Origin of the sequence: Coleofasciculus sp. A1-SPW-01, from assembly GCF_040217205.1 — a bacterium.
Classification (GTDB): Bacteria; Cyanobacteriota; Cyanobacteriia; order Cyanobacteriales; family Coleofasciculaceae; genus Coleofasciculus; species Coleofasciculus chthonoplastes_A.
Genome location: NZ_JAVJNP010000047.1, coordinates 1 through 18456 on the forward strand (window position 1 = coordinate 1; position 18456 = coordinate 18456).

Below are 18456 nucleotides of genomic sequence, written 5' to 3' on the forward strand. Positions count from 1 at the left end.
CACTCTTTTCTCAAAATGGTAAACGTCAATTTCGGGGGCATCGAACCCCGCTCAATTGACTTGGGGAGTGAAGGCATCCCAACGCCAAATCAGAGATTATGGCGTAGGACTTATAGCTCCCCAAACCCCTCGTCAGTTAAACCGGATTTCTACGATGCTTGGCATAACAAAGGAAATGTTTTTAAAGATTTACAAAGATATCAAGAAGCATTAGATTGTTACGATAAAGCACTACAATTTAAACCGGATTTCTACTATGCTTGGACTGGCAAAGGGGCTGTTTTCCAAGATTTACAAAGATATCAAAAAGCATTAGATTGTTACGATAAAGCACTACAGCTTCAACCGGATTTCTACTATGCTTGGACTGGCAAAGGGGCTGTTTTTCTACATTTACAACGATATCAAGAAGCCATTGATTCCTATGATCACACCTTACAGCTAACTAATAATCAATTTTGGCAGGCTTGGGTAAATAGAGCTTTAGCTGCTTCTAAAATAGAAGGTGATAAAGCAAGAATACAAAACTATAATAACGGATTGCAAGCACTCCAACCCGACAATCCAGAATATAACGAAGGATGCGGCTATTTACATTGGCAGAAAGGCAAAGCCTACTATTCCCAAGCAAAACAACAAGAAAACTGTTTACCCTACTGGCGTGAAGCCAAACGATGTTATCAACAAGCCCTGAAATTCCTCACCTCACCGCATTTACGATTACAGCGTCTAGACGTTTTACAAGACCTCATTCAAGTCTATCGCGCCTTAAATCAAACCCAAGACGTGCAGGTATTACTCGCAGAAGCCACCGACTTACTCGGACGTTTATTGCAAGAAATGTCCTTAGACGCCGATAAAATCCGACTCTCCCGAAAATTTGCCAGCTTGGTGCAATTGCGGGTTGATGAACTCGCCCACTCTCCCGAACCCACTCACCGGATAAAAGCCCTGGAATTAGCCGAAGAACGCAAAAATCTCTGCCTGCGCTGGCTGCGCTACGGTACTTATAAATCGACCGAAGACAGTCCCAGTTATGAGCAAATGCAACACCTATTAAATCCCCATACCGCGATTATTTACTGGCACATCAGTCCGGCGGCGATTACCACATTTATCCTGGGACACGAACAGCCACTTCATGTTCTCAAACCCAGGAATTCAGCCACTGACAATAACCATCCCCAATCCCCGCCCCCATCCTTTCAACAACTGGTCAAATTTGAAGACTGGATGACAACCTGGAAACAAGATTATCAAGCTTATCGCCAATTTGACCAACGGCGCAACCAAGCCAATTCCAGAGACAGGGGAAATCCTCAACCCTGTATTCCCTCAGACGAGGAGAAGCGCTGGACAAAAACTATGCCCAAATCCTTAAAACGCCTCAAGGAACTGCTGGATATTCCAGGAATTATGCAGTACCTCAAGCAGCATTGTCCCTCCATTACTCATTTAATTTTAGTGCCCCACCGAGACTTACACCTATTACCGATTCATGCCTTATTTCTCGATACCTTTACGATTACCTATCTCCCCAGTATCAAAGTCGGACTCGATAATCAACAGCGAAAAGCCACCCAGCGAACTCAATCCCCATCCCTATCCCTCCTAAGTATCGAAAATCCTCTCGGTGATCTCAAATATGCTTCCCTCGAATCGGTAACAATTTGTCAACTTTATCCTCAACCTTACCGCTTACCAAAATCACGCGCCACGCTATCTGCTATTCAGCAAGCCTTCTCCCAACCTATCAATATTTTGCACTTCTCAGGTCATGGAGAACATAATCTAGAACACCCCCATCAATCCCACTTGAAATTAGCCAATGATGAAGAACTGACATTAAAAGATATCTTTGCAGCAGATTTAAGTCACTGTCATTTAGTCTGTCTCTCGGCTTGCGAAACCGGATTAACCAGTCAATCGGGATTAATTGATGAATTTGTCGGACTTGCCAGTGCTTTTCTGGCGGCGGGTGTGACTCATATTGTGGGGAGTCTTTGGAATGTGAATGATTTATCCACCACGTTTTTGATGCTGAAGTTCCATGAAACCTTACAGGAGAATCCAGATGATGTATCTCGCGCCCTGAATCAAGCGCAATATTGGCTGAAGAATGCGACGAAGCGAGAACTGAAACCGATGATTAAGCGATTACCGTTGAAGAGTACTTCTAGAATTAAGTTAAATAAGTTCTTAAATAAGATTGATGATAAAAGGAAGCCCTTTGCTGCTCCATTTTGCTGGGCAGCATTTTGTCCAATTGGCTAAATCATTCTCTTAAATTTGTATAAATTGTATAAATTGTAGGGTGCGTTAGCGAAGCGTAACGCACCATGATTCATGATTCTATTGCCTATTCCCTATTCCCTGGCGCGTAGCGCTATAGCATCACCGACTCATTCCATTTTCTTGTAGCCAGTTTGATAAGTCTTCTAAACTATTGAACCCTAAAACATCATTTCCTAGCTGTTCTACTTGTTCAAAAGACAAGTTTTGAATTTGATTAACAATTTCTGGAGCAATTAAGCCAAACTGTCGCTCCAGTAAACGGAGTGTCCATCGGATTCCTTCCTCTCGACGCCCTCGTTCTAATCCATCCTGCTCTGCCTTAATAATAAATCCCCGTTGGTCTTCGAGAAACATTTCTTGTTTACGCAATTTTTCCAATTCCTCTACACTTAAATTCGCTTGATTCGCGATATTCATCGCTTTATCTAGTGCCGGAAGTTGACTAAATGTGGGTGGAATGACTTCCAAGCTGGGAGCTTCTTTAATAAAGTAAATCCATTTATCCGTTAAACTGTCTAATTCATCCAGGGTTTTCGTGAATTTGGGTAATTCCACAAAGATTAACTCGATTTCCGGATCAGGATAATCAAACAACTCCTGGGTTTCCTTTAAGCAAAAGCGTGTCAGGAACCGTTGCGTTTGGTCAAACATGAGAAAATCGGTAATCGTTAAGGCAATGGCGGGTTTAAGATAAGAGTATCCTTCTCCATATTTGAGTTGATTCGCATAAGTTTTGGTCAGATTATAAATAACGCGCTTCTCAAAGGATGCCACGTTGAGTACCTGCATTTCAATTAATACGGTTGAGCCATTATCGAGTAAGGCTTTGACATCTAGATAGCTATCTTTGAGATTAACGACATCTCCGGGATTATAAGGGTCAAGGATTTCTAAGTCCTGAATCACAGAATTGGCATCATAGATTAAGGCATTTAAAAAGCTAATCAAGATATCTTTGCTGTCGTTTGACCCAAATATTTTCTTGAAGGCAAAGTCAGTTTTAGGGCTAATAAATCTCAGCGTCATAATTATTCAACCATTTAATCTAGGTAAAAATGATTATATCGTTTCCGTTGTACCCAAATGTAACTAAGCTGTCACGCATTTAAGTTGAGAATGGGTAGCGAGCAAGATGCAAAGCCTGCGGCATGGCTTCGCTAAACGCACTACAAGGATTTCGTCATTATTGATATTAAGGTTTAAATGCCAAACAGTTTAAGTTGTCGGACATAAATAAACGGTACTGCATCAAGACGCGAAAAGTTCTTGTTACTTTTATGCCCAGGGAATTTGAGCGTTTATGGCGCTAAAGTGCAACTACGAACTTCAAACTACAAAGTTTTCCCTTAGCTGAACATTCCCTAATTTCAATTCAACGGTAAACCCTTTTCCTAACGAAATCGTGAAGCCTATCTGACTGTAATAATCCCCAGACTGTGCTGTCGTTTTTCGCCAAACTTGTCCCAATTCATCCAATACAATTAACTCTAACCCTTCCGGTAACGTATCTTCTAATTCTGTCGAATACACCTGCAAAATAACATCAATCTGTTGTTCTGAATTACGCTTGACTCCCACCAATAACTCCACCGCTTGTCCTGCTAATTCTATGGTTTTATGTTGGGCAAATGCGGCTTGCGGATGGCTGGGTTCTAGTTCTCCTAAACTTAAAGCAATTTGCCAATAGGTTTCCTCATGGTGACAGGTTTGCAATCCTTTAACTAATGCCTGAATAATTGCTGGATGAGGATTTCCGGTTTCCCCTAATTCCAACGCGGCTTGAAAACTTACCTGTTTATCGGGATTATCCAGTAATTCCATATAGCGACGAATCACTTGTGATCTCGAACTCCCCCGCACCCCCTCTAATTCCTCACTCCAACTGGATGTATCATTCATTTCTTGGGCGAAAAATGTACCAATCAGTGTTGCTTCTGCTTCCCATTTATCCAGTACATTTTGCTGAAACCATTGTCGTAACTGCACCCCGATTGATACAGGGGCGGTGGGTTGATACTTAGAGACGGCATAAACATCCTGCACCGGAACACCCAGCAATTTTTCTAACTCTCCTGATAAAAATAAGGTCATAATCTGGTCAAAGTTGGCATAGGTTCCCTCAAGGATAAGTTCCGTCTTGGATTCGTTAGGATTAGGATTATTGTTAGGAGTCATAAGGTTCTCGTTTAATTAATTCAGCTAAACCGGGAATTTGTCTAAGTTTATTAAATATGGCATCTATATCCTGATTCCCTGATATAACCAGACGAATCTCTAGTGGTTCCTCGCGAATAGACGATGTTATCGCTTTGCGGTATTTGGATTGATTGTTCTCTGTCGCTAAATCCAGATAGACTCTAACTTGCGCCCAATCCTTAATTGGCTTATTTGTCAATCGTTTGACATATTTATATAAGGTTTTAGAAAGAGCGGGTCTAACGGTACTTTTGTAACTAATATTAAATCGTTCAGCGATTTGTTCTGAACTGACGCCTTGTAGCAAAAGACAGAACCAACAAACTTCCTTGGGTGTGAGGGGTTGGGGTTGAATCTTTAGCTGCTGAATATCTGCATCGCTAATCTCTCCATCCCCTATATACTCTTGCACCCCTTTTGCCCATGCCATATCGTTTAATAGCTGTTGCAAATACCATTGTTCCTCCACAACTGGACATTCACGGCAATGGTGTTGATTGTTAGACGCAGGGCAACACTTCGTTAAATCGGGCATCTTTTACCATACAACATCTAGGGTCATTTGTGCTAACCAACATGGGTTGGTAAATGTTCGGGCAAATACCAACAACGATGGGTTAGAGAAATGGGAATCGATAGAGTCCAATGGACATAGACAAGTTCAGTGTACTCCTTCCCCATGAAACTTCAACGTCTACCCATTGTACTCAGTAGTGTCAGCCTAATAAGTTGCACGGCTGTTTCCCAACCGCCAACCCCACCACCGCCCCAACCTGGCATCTGTCGCACTATCCACGGCGGAAGTGAACTCTCTCTCAACCGCCCCCTGCAAACTATCCGGGTTCCGGTGAGTCGGGAGAGTGCAACCGAAGGATTTACCACACTCATTCTACCCACCTCGGCGGAGAAAATGAGCATTCAGCTACTGATAGGAGACAACAGGGGATGGTCAATTTTGCCCAAAAATCAAGTCGTCGTTTGGCAAGACGCTAACACGCTGGACTTTTCACCCAACCTAAGAATTATAAAAGGCGATCGCAAACTTTTGGTACTGAATCTTCCGGTTAATCATTTCACCCTAACTGTGCAACCTGTTGTCAATCCTAAAACTCAGGTGGCGGGAACAACTCAAGTTTATCCTGTCACTCTCTCCGCCACAGGAATTACTTCCCCGTTTCAATTCTTAGAGAATTCATTCACCCCAGGCAAATCCTTCCCCGCCTCTGTGAACTCAATTCTCAATCGCACTCAACCGGGTGATGTATTAATCCCCAATCGCTTTGCCCGTGAACTGACTCTCTCAGACATTACGGGCGCTGAACTCAACCGTTGTCCTCGTTCTCACTAATGGAGTGAATCATGACTTCAACTCACGACTCTGCTGACAAAATTTCCACCGTTTTACCTGAACAAGAAACAAAACCACCCTTGATTGACAACTCAAACCAACGACTGAAAGCAATCCTAACCTGGATAGGATTTGGTGGGATTTGGAGTTTCTGGAGTATCTCGGCTTTGGGAACGTTTTTCGCTTTACAACTTCTCTTGGACATTGCTGGTGGTGGCGTTATTGGTAAATACAAACTCGATATTTTTGGCTTTAAGGTTCCCACGAAAAATCTCGTTTCGACTATTTTTGCAGGTGCGATTGAAGTGGGCGGTCTGGGGGCGAGTTGGTTTAGCCGGAAGCCAAAATCAGACGAATTGGACTGACGCTTAAAACCCAAATAGTCTTGTCCTGTGTTGGGTTTTGACTTCGCTCAACCCAACCTACAATTCCTTGAATTCAATCACAGTTTCGCTTAACTAAGTCTCATGCAAAATTTAAGCTTACCGAAAATAACCCCTTCTTTAGTCGTTCACATTGGCATCGTCATTACCCAGTTTTTCCTATTCTCCGCCGCCTTATCTGTTGTCTTATTAGATCAATCTCGAACCACGAATTTGAATACCTGGACAACGGAGGAAAATCTGGCTGAAGTCAAGACAGAATCACCGATTTCTTTTCCCTCTGATCCCCAATCTGCCTGTCTAATTTACAGTTTAGCCTTAACCGCCGCGATTTGCAGTTCCTGGGTGATTCCAGAGGTAGCTTTAGCGATGAGCGATCGCGTGACTTCTTTGCACTCTACTCCTAACCAGGATACCTCTGGGACATCTCCCGATCAACTGATTCCCGAAGACAGTAACACCGAGACTCAAGATGAACCCAACAGCACTCAGGATATCAACATGAAAATGCTCAGATTTATTCAACAATTTAGGCAAGTTTTGGGACAGCAGATGCTGGAAGACAGCATTCATCGCCAGCAAAGGTTTATTCATCAAACAATTGATACACTCAATGCCCAAAATGAGCAGTTAAATCAAGACTTGGAACGGGCAAAGACGTTACCACTAGAGATTGTCGATCAGGTTCTCCAAGGGGAAGCGGTGCAATATATTCCCAATCTGGATGACTATATTGAGCAAGAAATACTCAAGCGCAACAAGCAGGACTGAATGACAAATTTTTGTGCTATTCAATTGGGCGCACATCAGTTAAGCTGTTCGGCATTTAAACCTTAATATCAATAATAACGAAATCCTTGCCGTAGTGCGTTAAGCGAAGCCATGCCGCAGGCTTTGCATCTTGCTCGCTACATTGAGCATCTTGCTCGCTACTAATACCCAATTTAAATGCATGACAGCTTACAGCAGTTTGCTCTGCTATGCGGTACATCGCCCCTACACAAAAACCCGTACCGTTAGCATTAATTAACAATTACATATTCTCTAAACTTAGGACGAAAGCGAACCAAACAACGCTGATAAAAACTGTTGAGCGTGGATATTTTAATTCCCAGCTCGTTAGAAATTTCTTTCCAGGAGTAGCCAGCCATCACCTTGAGAGCTAAAAACTTAAAATTAGCGATAGGCTGATTCACAATATGGGTATTTTGGAAAATTCCTTCTGGATCTTCCTGCAAAACATCAATAACTTCTTGTATAATCGAAGGCGTTGATGAATGAGTAAATTGTAGTGACGTTTTTTGTTCCAGTTGTTCCAACGTTAATCGGGTTGATTGACGCTGGTATGCCCGATGAAACCCCTTGGGCATCACTTCACGACTAGCTTCGATAAAAAAACGCTTCGCGAATAGAAAATTGACCCAGGATAAGACATCATACTGAGGATTATACCTATCAATGTTTTCGCAGATGTAACAAAATAGTTTTTGCTGGGCTTCGGCATAAATATCGTCATAGAAGCCTATAAATTTACCTTTATGCGGACGGCAAAGTCTACCGGATTGTAAAATTTCTTTGATCAATTTAGCTAGAGCCAGTTGTCTGTTTTGGCTTTTCGCCGGAGATTCCTGGGCGGTGAGAGCCAGTTGTTTTAGGCGGGCGTTGAGTTCGTTCATGGGTGGGGTGTCGTTATACTGGAAACAAGGTGGTTTAATAGCTTGCTGACAGTATGGAACGCCCTTTAGATGACTTCAATGGGAAAAAGTCGGATGGTTCGCTGAGGCTCGGATCAGGTTTTATCAGTTCTGGGGTGAGTAGAAATCAGAAAAAGTCAGTTTTTCGTCCTTTGTCATTCGTCATTCGTTCTTTGTGTGTGGAAGAGTGCTTGCACTCCATTGGGGCGGGTTTAGTAACATCCGGGTGAGAAACGAAACGTTAACGGTAAAACCCGCCCCTACAACAGACGTTCCATCTCCCTCATCCCCCCATCTTCCCATTCCCCTCATCCTCAAAGCTAAACTGGTAGCATCTCAATCACTAACCTGAGATGCAAACGATCGCGATTACTCTTACCGATGACCATTGGCTGAAGTTGCAGGATATAGCAACTCGCCTGGATATTTCTCCTGAAACCTTGATTATGATGGGTGTTGAGCAGATCCTCACTCATACGCCATCTTCAACATCAGCGTCAGCACAACAACTACAAGAGAGTCTCTCGGAACACCCTCAACTCACGTCAGCCATGGACAAATCTCAGCCAGCAGACGCCGAAATTCTGAATGCTTTAGCTCAAGAAAAACAACGGGGAGACTTAAAATCTCAGGTTCTATCCATCACTGCTCATGAATTCCGTACCCCTCTGACAACGATTCTGTCTACGGCTGAATTGTTGGAACATTACCAATGGACAAAAGCAGAACAAGTGGAACAGTTGCATCTGATTCAGGAAACAGTACAACAAATGCTGCAATTGCTGGAAAATATGCAGCTTGTCGGTACGGCTGATGGGGAACAACTCCCCTTTACTCCCGCACCTGTGGAACTTCATGACTTTTGTCAACGGTTAGTCGCTCAAATTCAGCAGGGTTTAACTCTCAAACATTTAACCAACGACGAGAATCAAGCCTATACCCTCACCTTTGCTTCTCAAGTGACGTGTTTACCCGCAATGGTGGATGAAAAACTGATGCGACAAATGCTGTCGAACTTGCTATCCAATGCGATGAAATACTCTCCGGTGGGCGGTACGATTCGATTTAGCCTCACCCGTGAGGGAGAGAAGGCTTGCTTTGAGATTCAGGATCAGGGAATTGGTATCCCCTCGGAGGATATACCCCACCTGTTTGATTTTTTCTATCGGGGAAACAATGTGGGCGCGATCGCGGGGACAGGATTGGGGTTAGCGATTGTTAAGCAATGTGTTGATCTGCACCAGGGACAAATTGATGTAACCAGTGACGTTGGCGTAGGTACAACGTTTACGGTTCGCTTACCCTTGATCAGCGATCGCCAGGGAAAAATGCCAGCATCAGCAGACTGGGATTAGAGAGTAGAATTGAGACTCGCGCCTTTTTCCTGAAAACAGCGACAACTATCCACATTTGGGGTCGTAAACAATTACAATTAACCCTCAACTATTTTCTCTAGAAAAAGAAAAAACAGTAACAAATATCAATGAATTTCTATGGGTTTTAACTGTTTAATTTTAAAATACTGTACATAACCGTCAACGAACATCTAAGTCATCCTTTTTCCTGGCTTCGACAAGCCCAAAATTTTACTAGGATTGGGTTCTACCGCCTAATTTCTAACGTGTTCAACAGGAAAGCGATAATACTCGCCTCGTTTTCCAACTTGCTCCCATTGGGCGAGATATCCAGCGAGCTATAGTCATGACGACGATTTTAGTAATTGAAGACGAAAAAGCCATTCACAGGAATCTACTTAAACTACTGAATGCGGAAGGATTCGAGACGCTCAGTGCCGATAATGGTAAAATCGGTGTGAAATTGGCTCAAACTAAACAACCTGATTTGATTATCTGCGATATCCTGATGCCGGGACTGGATGGTTATGGTGTACTCCATATCCTACAACAAGACTCCTCAACGGCGACGATTCCCTTTATCTTCCTCACCGCCAAGACAAAACAGGCGGATATGCGCCAGGGTATGACATTGGGGGCGGATGATTACGTGACGAAGCCCTTTACTCGCGCCCAAATTCTCAGTGCGATCGCGGCGCGATTACAAAAGGTAAAATTACGCCAACAGCAGTCTATCATCAATCCCAATCTGCCCAATCGTCGGTTACTCCAGAAACGCTTTAATCAGCTAGAGAAACCGGGAAATCAGGGTAAACTCCAAATTTTCCTCTTGTCGCTGGAAATTGAACAACTCAACCAACTCAACAATACCCTAGGACTTGCCATTGGTGATCAATTACTCCAAGCCGTTGTCGAACGCTTACACCGTCAGTTAGGACAGCAGGATGCGATCGCTCAAATCGGTAGTGATCATTTTATCATTCTCTTGAGTCGAAGTTATCACAAACCTGAGAGTATTCAAATTGTCGAAACCTTGTTAAAGGCGTTTGATTTGCCGTTTCAGGTAGACTCCCATAAAATCTTCCTGTCTGCCTACATTGGTATTGCTATTTTAGGACGTGATGGTCGAGATCTCGACACCCTAATTAGACACGCTAGTGTCGCCAGAGAAGAAGCCAAACAACCGGGAAATCGCCGCTACCAGTTTTATATTGCCTCCATTGGCGCGAAATCCCAAGAAGCCTTTGAGCTAGAAATCCAAATGCGTCAAGCCTTAGAACGGCAGGAGTTTCAGCTTTATTATCAACCGAAAGTAAATCTGCTCACGGGACAAATTGAGGGGGCGGAAGCCTTGGTGCGCTGGAATCATCCCCAACGGGGGATTATTTCGCCCGTTGAATTTATTCCCTTAGCCGAAAAAACCGGGCTAATTGTGCCATTGGGCGAATGGGTACTCAGACAAGCTTGTCACCAAGCGCGAGTCTGGCAAGATCAGGGAATCTATCCCTTACGGATTGCCGTGAATTTATCGCCCCGTCAGTTTAATCAGTCTAATTTAACCAACTTTGTCGTAGACATCCTCCATGAAACGGGATTGAATCCCCATTATTTAGAATTAGAACTCACCGAAAGTACATTAGTGCAAAATCCCGAATCCGCGATCGCGACATTGCAGACATTCAAGGCTTTGGGTATTCGTATCTCTATTGATGATTTTGGTACAGGCTATTCCGCCTTAAGTCAATTGAAGAAATTCCCATTTGATGTGTTAAAAATTGACCGTTCTTTTGTCTGTCAACTGACCGAAGATAGCCGCGATGAAGCGATTACCACGGCAATTTTACAAATGGCTCGCAGTTTGAAGTTAAAGGTTGTGGCGGAAGGCGTGGAGACGCTAAGTCAATTGAATTTTCTCAAAGGACATCAGTGCGATGAAATCCAGGGGTATTGGTTTAGTCCGCCTTTATCGGCTGAGGCGTTTGCTGATTTGCTGAGTACGGGAAAAAAGTTTCCCCTATTGTCAAGTTAAATCAAAAATAAAACATCAGTGTTAAAATTACAGTCCTCTTCATACCACAGGCGTTTAAACATTGCTTCGGCTTCTCGATTTATAATTTCCCCTGAGATGGGCAAGAGGCAACCTGACGAATTCCCTCTAAAACCACCTCCAGATTAGTCATAACATCTTTATTTTGGCAGCGAATTACTCGATAGCCATAAGCTTCTAAATGTTTTGTTCTTGTTGTATCATAATCCTGTTGTGAGTCATGAATTTTACCATCAACTTCGACAATCAGTTTGCACTCTGGGCAGTAGAAATCGACGATAAAATGTCCAATAGGATGCTGACGGCGAAATTTTAAGCCATTGAGTTTTCGTCCTCTCAAAGCTTGCCATAGTTTTTGTTCGGCTGGAGTCTGAGTTTGACGAAGTTGCTTGGCGGCTGCTTCGATTTGAGATGTTGTTCCTCGGATTCTCGCCATTGTGTCAGCCCTCATCCCCTAGCCCCTTCTCCCAAGCTTGGGAGAAGGGGAACCGGACTATTATAGCGCTACGCGCCAAAGAATAGGCAATAGGCAATAAGCTGTTCGGCATTTAAACCTTAATAATGTCAAGAATGACTCTCATTCTTGTAGTGTGTTTAGCGAAGCCATGCCGCAGGCTTTAGCGAAGCCATGCCGCAGGCTTTGCATCTTGTTCGCTACTAATACCCAATTTAAATGCATGACAGTTTAGGGTAGCATGGAGTGCAATATTTGATTGTTTTGTTTATCCAACTCCCCCTCTCCCAGACTTGGGAGAGGGGGCTGGGGGGTGAGGGCGAAACGTCCATTCCTGATTGCCAATGCGGATAATATTACCCGGCGTTAGGGTACAAGGCTGATGAGGAGTAAGCCGTTGTCCATTAACAAATGTCCCATTAGAACTACCCACATCAATTAACTGGTATTGGATTTGACCCTGAGCGTCTCTGGATTGGTTAATCTGAGCATGATAGCGGGAACTTAACCCATCATCCAGAACCAAAGTATTATTCGGTTCTCGTCCAATCGTGCAGGTGCTGACGGATAAATTGAATGTCGCACCCGATGCGTTGTGGACTAGATGCGCCTGTACTCCACTAGCGGGTTGGGCAATTATCGTGGGCGCTAATACGGGTTTATCTCTTACAGGTAAATTGGCTGGGGATTCTCCGGCGCTGGGTAAGGAGTTCGGTTGAGGGGAAGTGCCAAAAGCGGCAGGGTTCCCATTGGAGGACTGTGGTGCAACAATATTAACGTGTTGTATGGGAGGTGGTGGGATAACCGGACGACTGGCTTCGGCGATTTGCATCTTTAAGGCGGCTTCGTGTTCCGCTTCCTGTCTGGCGCTCATTCCTTCGACTTGACGAATGATTCCCCTCGTCTGGGGGAAGTTGATATCACTGACTCGCACGTCTTCTAGGGCAAAGCCTAGGGAATAGGATATCTCGGCATGGTCAAGTAGGTATTGTCGGATATGGACTCGTCCCTGGTTAACTAATTGTTCCATCCGCAATTGACCTACAGCTACCCCTAAACTATCTTTTACCGCACTCGTGAGGGCTGCAATTGGATCTGAGAGTTCCAAGGCGACTCGTCTTGCATCCACGACTTGGTACATGACGTTGAGGGAGATATTAATCAAATATTGGTCACGGGATAAGAAATCGCCTTGGGAGACGATTTCTAGGTTGCGAATCTTGCTATCCACCAGAACCAGTTCACATTGTTCGAGAAGGGGTAAGGCGAAGCTGAAATGACGCCCCGGTTTCAATTTGCGGACAAATTTCCCATTTTTGACCAACAAACCGGTATAACCTGCGCCGATAAAGTCCATACTCCACCCAACCCAGCGTTCTGGGTTTAGCGTTTGGATAAGGGGGGAAGTGGTACTAGACATGAGCGGTTCGTGAGTAACAGGAGTGGGCAGGTTATGTATTTTTAGACTAACAAAGCTTGGCTGGATTCCGGCATGGCAATGATGACGGGATGGGTAGCCGTTCGGTTTCGGGTTCGTTCCCCGCTGAGTATCGCCTATTACCAGAAAACATTGTAGGGGCGACCCGCCGCACACAATTTACACCGCCCAGCCATTACAGCGCTTTTCGCTGTAATAAAGTACAGTCGATCAAAGTCCCCCTTCAGATCCCCCTTCCGTCCCCCTATTTGATCCCCCTTCCGTCCCCCTTAAAAAGGGGGAAACCAGATGTTGCTTCGCTTTTTGTTCCATGGGGGAAACCAGAGGATGCTTCGCTTTTATTGCACGGGGATTTAGGGGGATCGACAATGTACCGCATAGCAGAGGAAACTGCTGTAATTGGATCGGGTCGCCCTCCAGAGGATATCGGTCATTAAAAACCCATACAAAATAGCGAGCGAGACGCTCGCACTACAACCGTTTACCGTTCTCTATTCCCTATTCTCCTTTCCCTATCTTCACCACAATCCCAACCTTTAATTAGCTGACCCGCGTACATAAAAAGGGCGAGTCGAGACAGGTTAATTCTCACACCGCCTGACTTTGTGCAGCTACTCGCCCCTACAATACAATATTTATTTGAAAACTCTCTATCTGTTAGTCCGCGATCGCTTGCAGGAGGAAAACCGGATTCAACCGGATAGGATATTTATTTACTATTCCCTGGTTCTTGCCAAAAAACAATGGAATCACTTAACGGTTGAACTTGGGTTCCCGGATAGTAAAAGGTGAGAATGTCCTCTCCTGACCAACCGAGATTCGCTAAGTTATAGGAACCATATTGGCTCAAACCAACGCCATGTCCAAAGCCGCCGCCGACATAAGCATAGCCTTTTAGGGTTTTATCCTCTTTATTGTTACCGTAAAGTGGTTCAAGGTAAAAGAGGGTACTGCGAGGGGGATAAAAGGCACTACGGATTTCATTTTTTTGGAGTTCAACCACACCCTTATCTGTTTGCACATCCAGTTTGAGGATGCGTCCGGCGGGCGATCGCTTGATAACTTGCATCTGTTGGATGGTGGTAAACTCAGCTAGGGGATGTTTGATTTTTTCCAAGTAGCGCCGCAAATCTTTCTGAATTTGTTCCAGGGAGTTTTCGACCCGCCACCTGAAAGGGGATCGACCACTTTCATTGAATCCTTCTTTCAAGTTAATGAATTCGCGGAAGTTTTGTTCATTCCCTAAAGGCTTCTCAGATAAGTCCCAAATCGGCTGGGGCGAGTCAATCACGGCTTTTAAATAAGGACGTTCTGACCCATTCCAGGAATCACTAAAGGGCGCAGTAACACCGCCAGAGGTGGAGGAATATAAGGCGTCTACGAGCTGATTATTATAAGTTAAGACTAGCCCCTGAGTTTTCGCGATCGCCCGATCCGCCGTGGGAACGGTTCCTGTGAGTCCGCGATAGACTTGGCAATGGGTATTTGCACAGAGTTGGTAATTGTCTGCTGTAAATCGACGCAGATTGCGGAGGGCGTAGGTGCGAGCAATAATGGTTTGTGCTTCTACTGCTGCGTATGGTGCCCCTGGTCCAATTTCATGGGGGACAACACCACGCAGATAGGTTTCTAAGGGAACGTCATTCACCAGGGTGTAAGTCCCGTAAGCATTGGGCTGGATTTTCAGACTTCCTGCATACAGACGCGGGTTGCGCTTATCTTCATTGCGAATCACCTGGATTAAATCATTCTCCGAGTCAATCTCTATCCATTGGCGATTATACCGATAGCCATCCACCACAAATGACACTCGCGGTACTTGGGGCAGGACTTGACTTTCTAGTCTAACTGTGCTGTACCCTTGAGCTTGGAGACTTTGCAGCAACAGGCGTCGCAGCAGGGGCGTCTGATAGACATCCCGTTTCGCCCAAACTTGCCAGCGTTCCGGCTGCACCACTTCCACCTGAATCCCCCGTGAACGCCACTGATCCGCCGCATCTTCGGCGGTTTCAAAGGTGGCGTGATCGCTGAGGACTAAATGTTCAGCTAAAACGGGTTGGGATAAGGGTTGCGTCGCCACTTCCAGCGTCACCTGATCGGTTTCTAGGGTTTGGGGTTGCATATCCCCTGCCAAGAACCGCAAACTCAAGCTATCCCCAGGTGTCGCTTTTAGGGTCAGTTCGTCGGTGGGTTCTGAGCCAAAACGCTGCACCACACCCACTTTCAGGTTTACATCCTCCGCTTGAGCTGGCTTACTTCCAGAGAGTCCCCAAAAACATAACGCGATCGCGCAGGCTTTCAGGACATTAGGGATTGGGGATTTGCGATTGGGGATTGGGGAAGAGTTTTTGGTCTGCATGATACCAAGTTACATGTTGTAGGTTGGGTTGAGGGACGAAACCCAACTTATTATTTCAGCGTTGACACAGTAGTCAGGGCGGGTTTAGTTACATCTTGGTGTGTCATAAACGATAGTGGTGAAACCCGCCCCTACACATTAATCAAGCCTCACTAGCACTAAACAGGACTTCACCCTGAATCATCCGCTGAGCTGCATCGAGCAGCACTTCTTCCAGATAAGGTTTGGTAAAGTAACCACTCGCGCCCAGTTGGGCTGCCATTTGCCGATGTCGTTTCGCCCCGCGAGAGGTGAGCATGGCAATGGGTAACTGGCTGAGATTCTCATCTTTCTGGAGTCGAGAGAGTAGTTCTAATCCATCCATTCTCGGCATTTCGATATCGCAGAATACAATATCACAGGGTAAACCTGACCGAAGTTTATCCCAGGCTTCTTGACCATCGCGGGATTGTTCCACCCGATAGCCTGCTTTAGCAAAGGTCATTGAGAGGAGTTCACGGACTGTAATTGAGTCATCCACAATCAAAACGAGTGGCTCATGGGGAGTTTCTGGGGCTTCTTCAATTCCTGCACCTTCGCTGTCCCCTCTCGACCAAATCGTCACACTGTCTTTCCGCAGGCGTCCGCTGGCGAGATCAATCAGTTCTAACACATCGGCAATGGGCATGATTCGACCATCCCCTAAGACTGTCGCCCCAGCAATACCAATGGGTTTAGGCGGAGGACCTTCGAGTTGTTTAATCACGATTTCCTGTTCACCTAAGACCTGATCCACTTCGATGGCAATGAATGTCCCAGAACTGCGTAGCACAACAATTGAGACTAGGTCATCTTCTCGCTTACCCCCATAAACATTACCCCGACTAATTGAACGGTTGTAAGAGAGCAACTCGCTTAGGGGTTGCACAGAGACTAACGTGTCCCGCCAGGAGACACCGATTTGACCGTTGGCATCTTTTTGTAAGCGATCTTGAGGCACATCAAACATATCTTCCACCCCATCCATGGGAAAGGCAATGCGAGCGCGAGCGCTCAAACAGCATAGGGCTTTACAAATACTTAGGGTTAAGGGTAGCCGAATGGTAAAGGTTGTGCCTTTTCCTAACGCCGAATCAATATAGATTGCGCCCCGAATTTCGCTCAAACTGGTGCGGACAACATCCATCCCCACACCGCGTCCGGCGAATTCACTGGCTTCGTCTTTGGTACTAAAACCGGGGTGGAACAGAAAGTCATACAACTCTGTATTGGTTAGGTCTTTCGCCTCGGCTGGGGTGATCAGTTTTTTCTCAATTGCCTTTCGTTTAATCCGTTCGGGGTCAATACCTGCGCCATCGTCGGAAATGGCAATCACCGTTTGGTTTCCTTGGTGGAACGTTCGCAGAGTAATTTGACCCACAGCAGGTTTACCCATTTCTTGCCGTTCGTCTGGGGATTCAATGCCATGGGTAATGGCATTATTGACCAAGTGGGTTAAGGGATCATAAAGGTGTTCCAAGATCATTTTGTCGAGCAAGGTTTCTCGACCATCCACTTGCAGTTGGGCTTCCTTGCTTAACTTGCGGGAAATTTCCCGCACCGGACGAGTCAAACGGTCAGCAGCATTGGCAAACGGAACCATGCGCGATCGCGTCAGTCCTTCTTGGAGTTGAGTGGTCACCTGTCGTAAGTTGCGAGCCACCTGATCGGTTTCATCCACTAAGAATTCTACGTCAGACGCCGATTCCCGCACTTGCACAATTAACTCGATCATCTCTTGGGAGAGTAAATGGAAGCCGGTAAAGCGATCCATTTCCAAGGGATGATAATCTTCAGAGGATTCAGAATCAGACTCTTTGGATGCAGATGCAGCATTTTCTGATCCGAATAAAGAATGAGAGCGCTGTTGGCTTTGACTACTGGCTAACAAAGAACTCTCCAGCAGCGATCGCTCATACAAATCCCGCATCCGCGCCCCGACATCGCTCAACGCCGAAACTTGATGCTGTAAATTATCCAAGAATTGCCGTAGACGCTCTTGATCCTGTTCTAAGCTATTACGGCTAACTACCAATTCTCCCACCAAGTTATTGAGACTATCGAGGTGCTTAACCGGAACTCGCATCGTTTGTTCAAATATCCGAGGCGCTCTCCGACTGGATAAAGAGGCGCTTTGTCGCGAACCTGTATTCGTTGTCGCTGCACCTCCTATCGATTTATCAGCGTCTTGGAGGAGGATTTCCAACTCTTTATCTAGGTCATCTTGATCTTGAGATGGGGGAGTTTGAGCTACAGATGCTCGATTGTCTTGAGTTGCTCCCGGTTCCTCTAAGAATATTTCTAAATCCTCAAACGAATCTGTCTGTGAGGGAGTATCACTCAGCATGGCTTCTAATTCAGCCAACTCATCGCCGCTTTCACTGGTCAATGTTGCTGAAGTCTCCCCATCCAGCATGGCTTCTAAATCAGCAAACTCATCGCCGCTTTCACTGGTCAATGCTGCTGAAGTTTCCCCATCCAGCATGGCTTCTAAATCAGCAAACTCGTCAGCGCTTTCACTGGTTAATGCTGCTGAAGTCTCCCCATCCAGCATGGTTTCTAAATCAGCAAACTCATCAGCGCTTTCTCGGGGTGAATCCAAATCCCATTCGGTTTCTGCCAGAGTTGCTAATGAAAAATCATCATCAACAGTCGCTTCTTCCAGACTAAAAAGTTCGTCTAGATCTTCGTCCGATGGTGTTTCTGGGATGTCCCAATCCCCAAATAAATCGGCGGCGCTGTCCGATGTTTCTGGTTGCGATGTCTCTACAGATTCATCAGTTAACCAATCTTCATCTAAACCCTCTAGTTCGGCGCTTGGGGCTGCTTCTGCCTCCTCTTCGGCAAATAAGTCGTCTAAGTCTTCCCT

General features: G+C 45.3%; 15 protein-coding genes. 6 read left to right on the plus strand and 9 right to left on the minus strand.

Features of this window, described 5'->3' with window-relative positions:
* The coding region (locus tag RH949_RS08255; protein WP_446352517.1) for a CHAT domain-containing protein at positions 1 to 2274 on the plus strand (2274 nt) is incomplete at its 5' end.
* A gap of 120 nt (positions 2275 to 2394) precedes the next feature.
* On the opposite strand, the gene RH949_RS08260 is transcribed toward RH949_RS08255, so the two are convergent.
* The 3 genes from RH949_RS08260 to RH949_RS08270 all read right to left on the minus strand — a co-directional run bounded on the left by RH949_RS08260 (position 2395) and on the right by RH949_RS08270 (position 5026).
* Positions 2395 to 3315, minus strand: a complete 921-nt coding sequence (locus RH949_RS08260) for an Rpn family recombination-promoting nuclease/putative transposase (protein WP_446352528.1) — start codon at positions 3313 to 3315, stop codon at positions 2395 to 2397.
* Positions 3316 to 3621: 306 nt separating this feature from the next.
* Entirely contained in the window at positions 3622 to 4470 is an 849-nt protein-coding gene (locus RH949_RS08265; RefSeq protein WP_446352518.1) for a DUF1822 family protein, read from the minus strand.
* Positions 4460 to 5026, minus strand: coding sequence for a hypothetical protein (locus RH949_RS08270; protein WP_446352519.1), 567 nt, complete (start codon positions 5024 to 5026; stop codon positions 4460 to 4462). Before RH949_RS08270 ends, RH949_RS08265 begins: the two co-directional genes overlap by 11 nt.
* 144 nt (positions 5027 to 5170) lie before the next feature.
* Between RH949_RS08270 and RH949_RS08275 the strand changes: the two genes are divergently transcribed.
* The 3 genes from RH949_RS08275 (at position 5171) to RH949_RS08285 (ending at position 6993) form a co-directional block, all read left to right on the plus strand.
* The gene (locus tag RH949_RS08275; protein WP_446352520.1) at positions 5171 to 5839 is read left to right on the plus strand and encodes a hypothetical protein; all 669 of its coding nucleotides are present in this window, start codon (positions 5171 to 5173) and stop codon (positions 5837 to 5839) included.
* A gap of 11 nt (positions 5840 to 5850) precedes the next feature.
* Positions 5851 to 6204 carry a hypothetical protein gene (locus tag RH949_RS08280; RefSeq protein ID WP_446352521.1) on the plus strand — a complete coding sequence of 118 codons (354 nt, stop codon included), beginning with the start codon at positions 5851 to 5853 and terminating at the stop codon, positions 6202 to 6204.
* Positions 6205 to 6306: 102 nt separating this feature from the next.
* The gene (locus RH949_RS08285) at positions 6307 to 6993 is read left to right on the plus strand and encodes a hypothetical protein (RefSeq protein ID WP_446352522.1); all 687 of its coding nucleotides are present in this window, start codon (positions 6307 to 6309) and stop codon (positions 6991 to 6993) included.
* Between the two features lie 55 nt (positions 6994 to 7048).
* Here the strand turns inward: RH949_RS08285 and RH949_RS08290 are convergent, their stop codons facing one another.
* Both RH949_RS08290 and RH949_RS08295 read right to left on the minus strand, forming a co-directional pair.
* Complete coding sequence (locus tag RH949_RS08290) at positions 7049 to 7255, minus strand: hypothetical protein (protein WP_044210989.1); 207 nt, start codon at positions 7253 to 7255, stop codon at positions 7049 to 7051.
* A complete protein-coding gene (locus tag RH949_RS08295; RefSeq protein ID WP_446352523.1) occupies positions 7245 to 7898 on the minus strand; it encodes a sigma-70 family RNA polymerase sigma factor in 654 nt (217 codons plus the stop codon). Before RH949_RS08295 ends, RH949_RS08290 begins: the two co-directional genes overlap by 11 nt.
* Before the next feature lie 371 nt (positions 7899 to 8269).
* Here RH949_RS08295 and RH949_RS08300 point away from each other — a divergent pair, with 371 nt between their 5' ends.
* Positions 8270 to 9271 (plus strand): sensor histidine kinase, encoded by a 1002-nt coding sequence (locus RH949_RS08300; RefSeq protein ID WP_446352524.1) that lies wholly within the window; start codon positions 8270 to 8272, stop codon positions 9269 to 9271.
* A gap of 346 nt (positions 9272 to 9617) precedes the next feature.
* Positions 9618 to 11300, plus strand: coding sequence for an EAL domain-containing response regulator (locus RH949_RS08305; RefSeq protein ID WP_006106060.1), 1683 nt, complete (start codon positions 9618 to 9620; stop codon positions 11298 to 11300).
* Positions 11301 to 11379: 79 nt separating this feature from the next.
* Here the strand turns inward: RH949_RS08305 and RH949_RS08310 are convergent, their stop codons facing one another.
* From RH949_RS08310 to RH949_RS08325, 4 genes are all read right to left on the minus strand, one after another.
* Entirely contained in the window at positions 11380 to 11769 is a 390-nt protein-coding gene (locus RH949_RS08310) for an endonuclease domain-containing protein (RefSeq protein ID WP_446352525.1), read from the minus strand.
* A gap of 271 nt (positions 11770 to 12040) precedes the next feature.
* Positions 12041 to 13192 carry an FHA domain-containing protein gene (locus RH949_RS08315; protein ID WP_446352526.1) on the minus strand — a complete coding sequence of 384 codons (1152 nt, stop codon included), beginning with the start codon at positions 13190 to 13192 and terminating at the stop codon, positions 12041 to 12043.
* A gap of 727 nt (positions 13193 to 13919) precedes the next feature.
* On the minus strand, positions 13920 to 15569 hold the full coding sequence (locus RH949_RS08320; RefSeq protein ID WP_006106013.1) for a SpoIID/LytB domain-containing protein: 1650 nt from the start codon (positions 15567 to 15569) through the stop codon (positions 13920 to 13922).
* Positions 15570 to 15711: 142 nt separating this feature from the next.
* The coding region (locus RH949_RS08325; RefSeq protein ID WP_446352527.1) for a hybrid sensor histidine kinase/response regulator at positions 15712 to 18456 on the minus strand (2745 nt) is incomplete at its 5' end.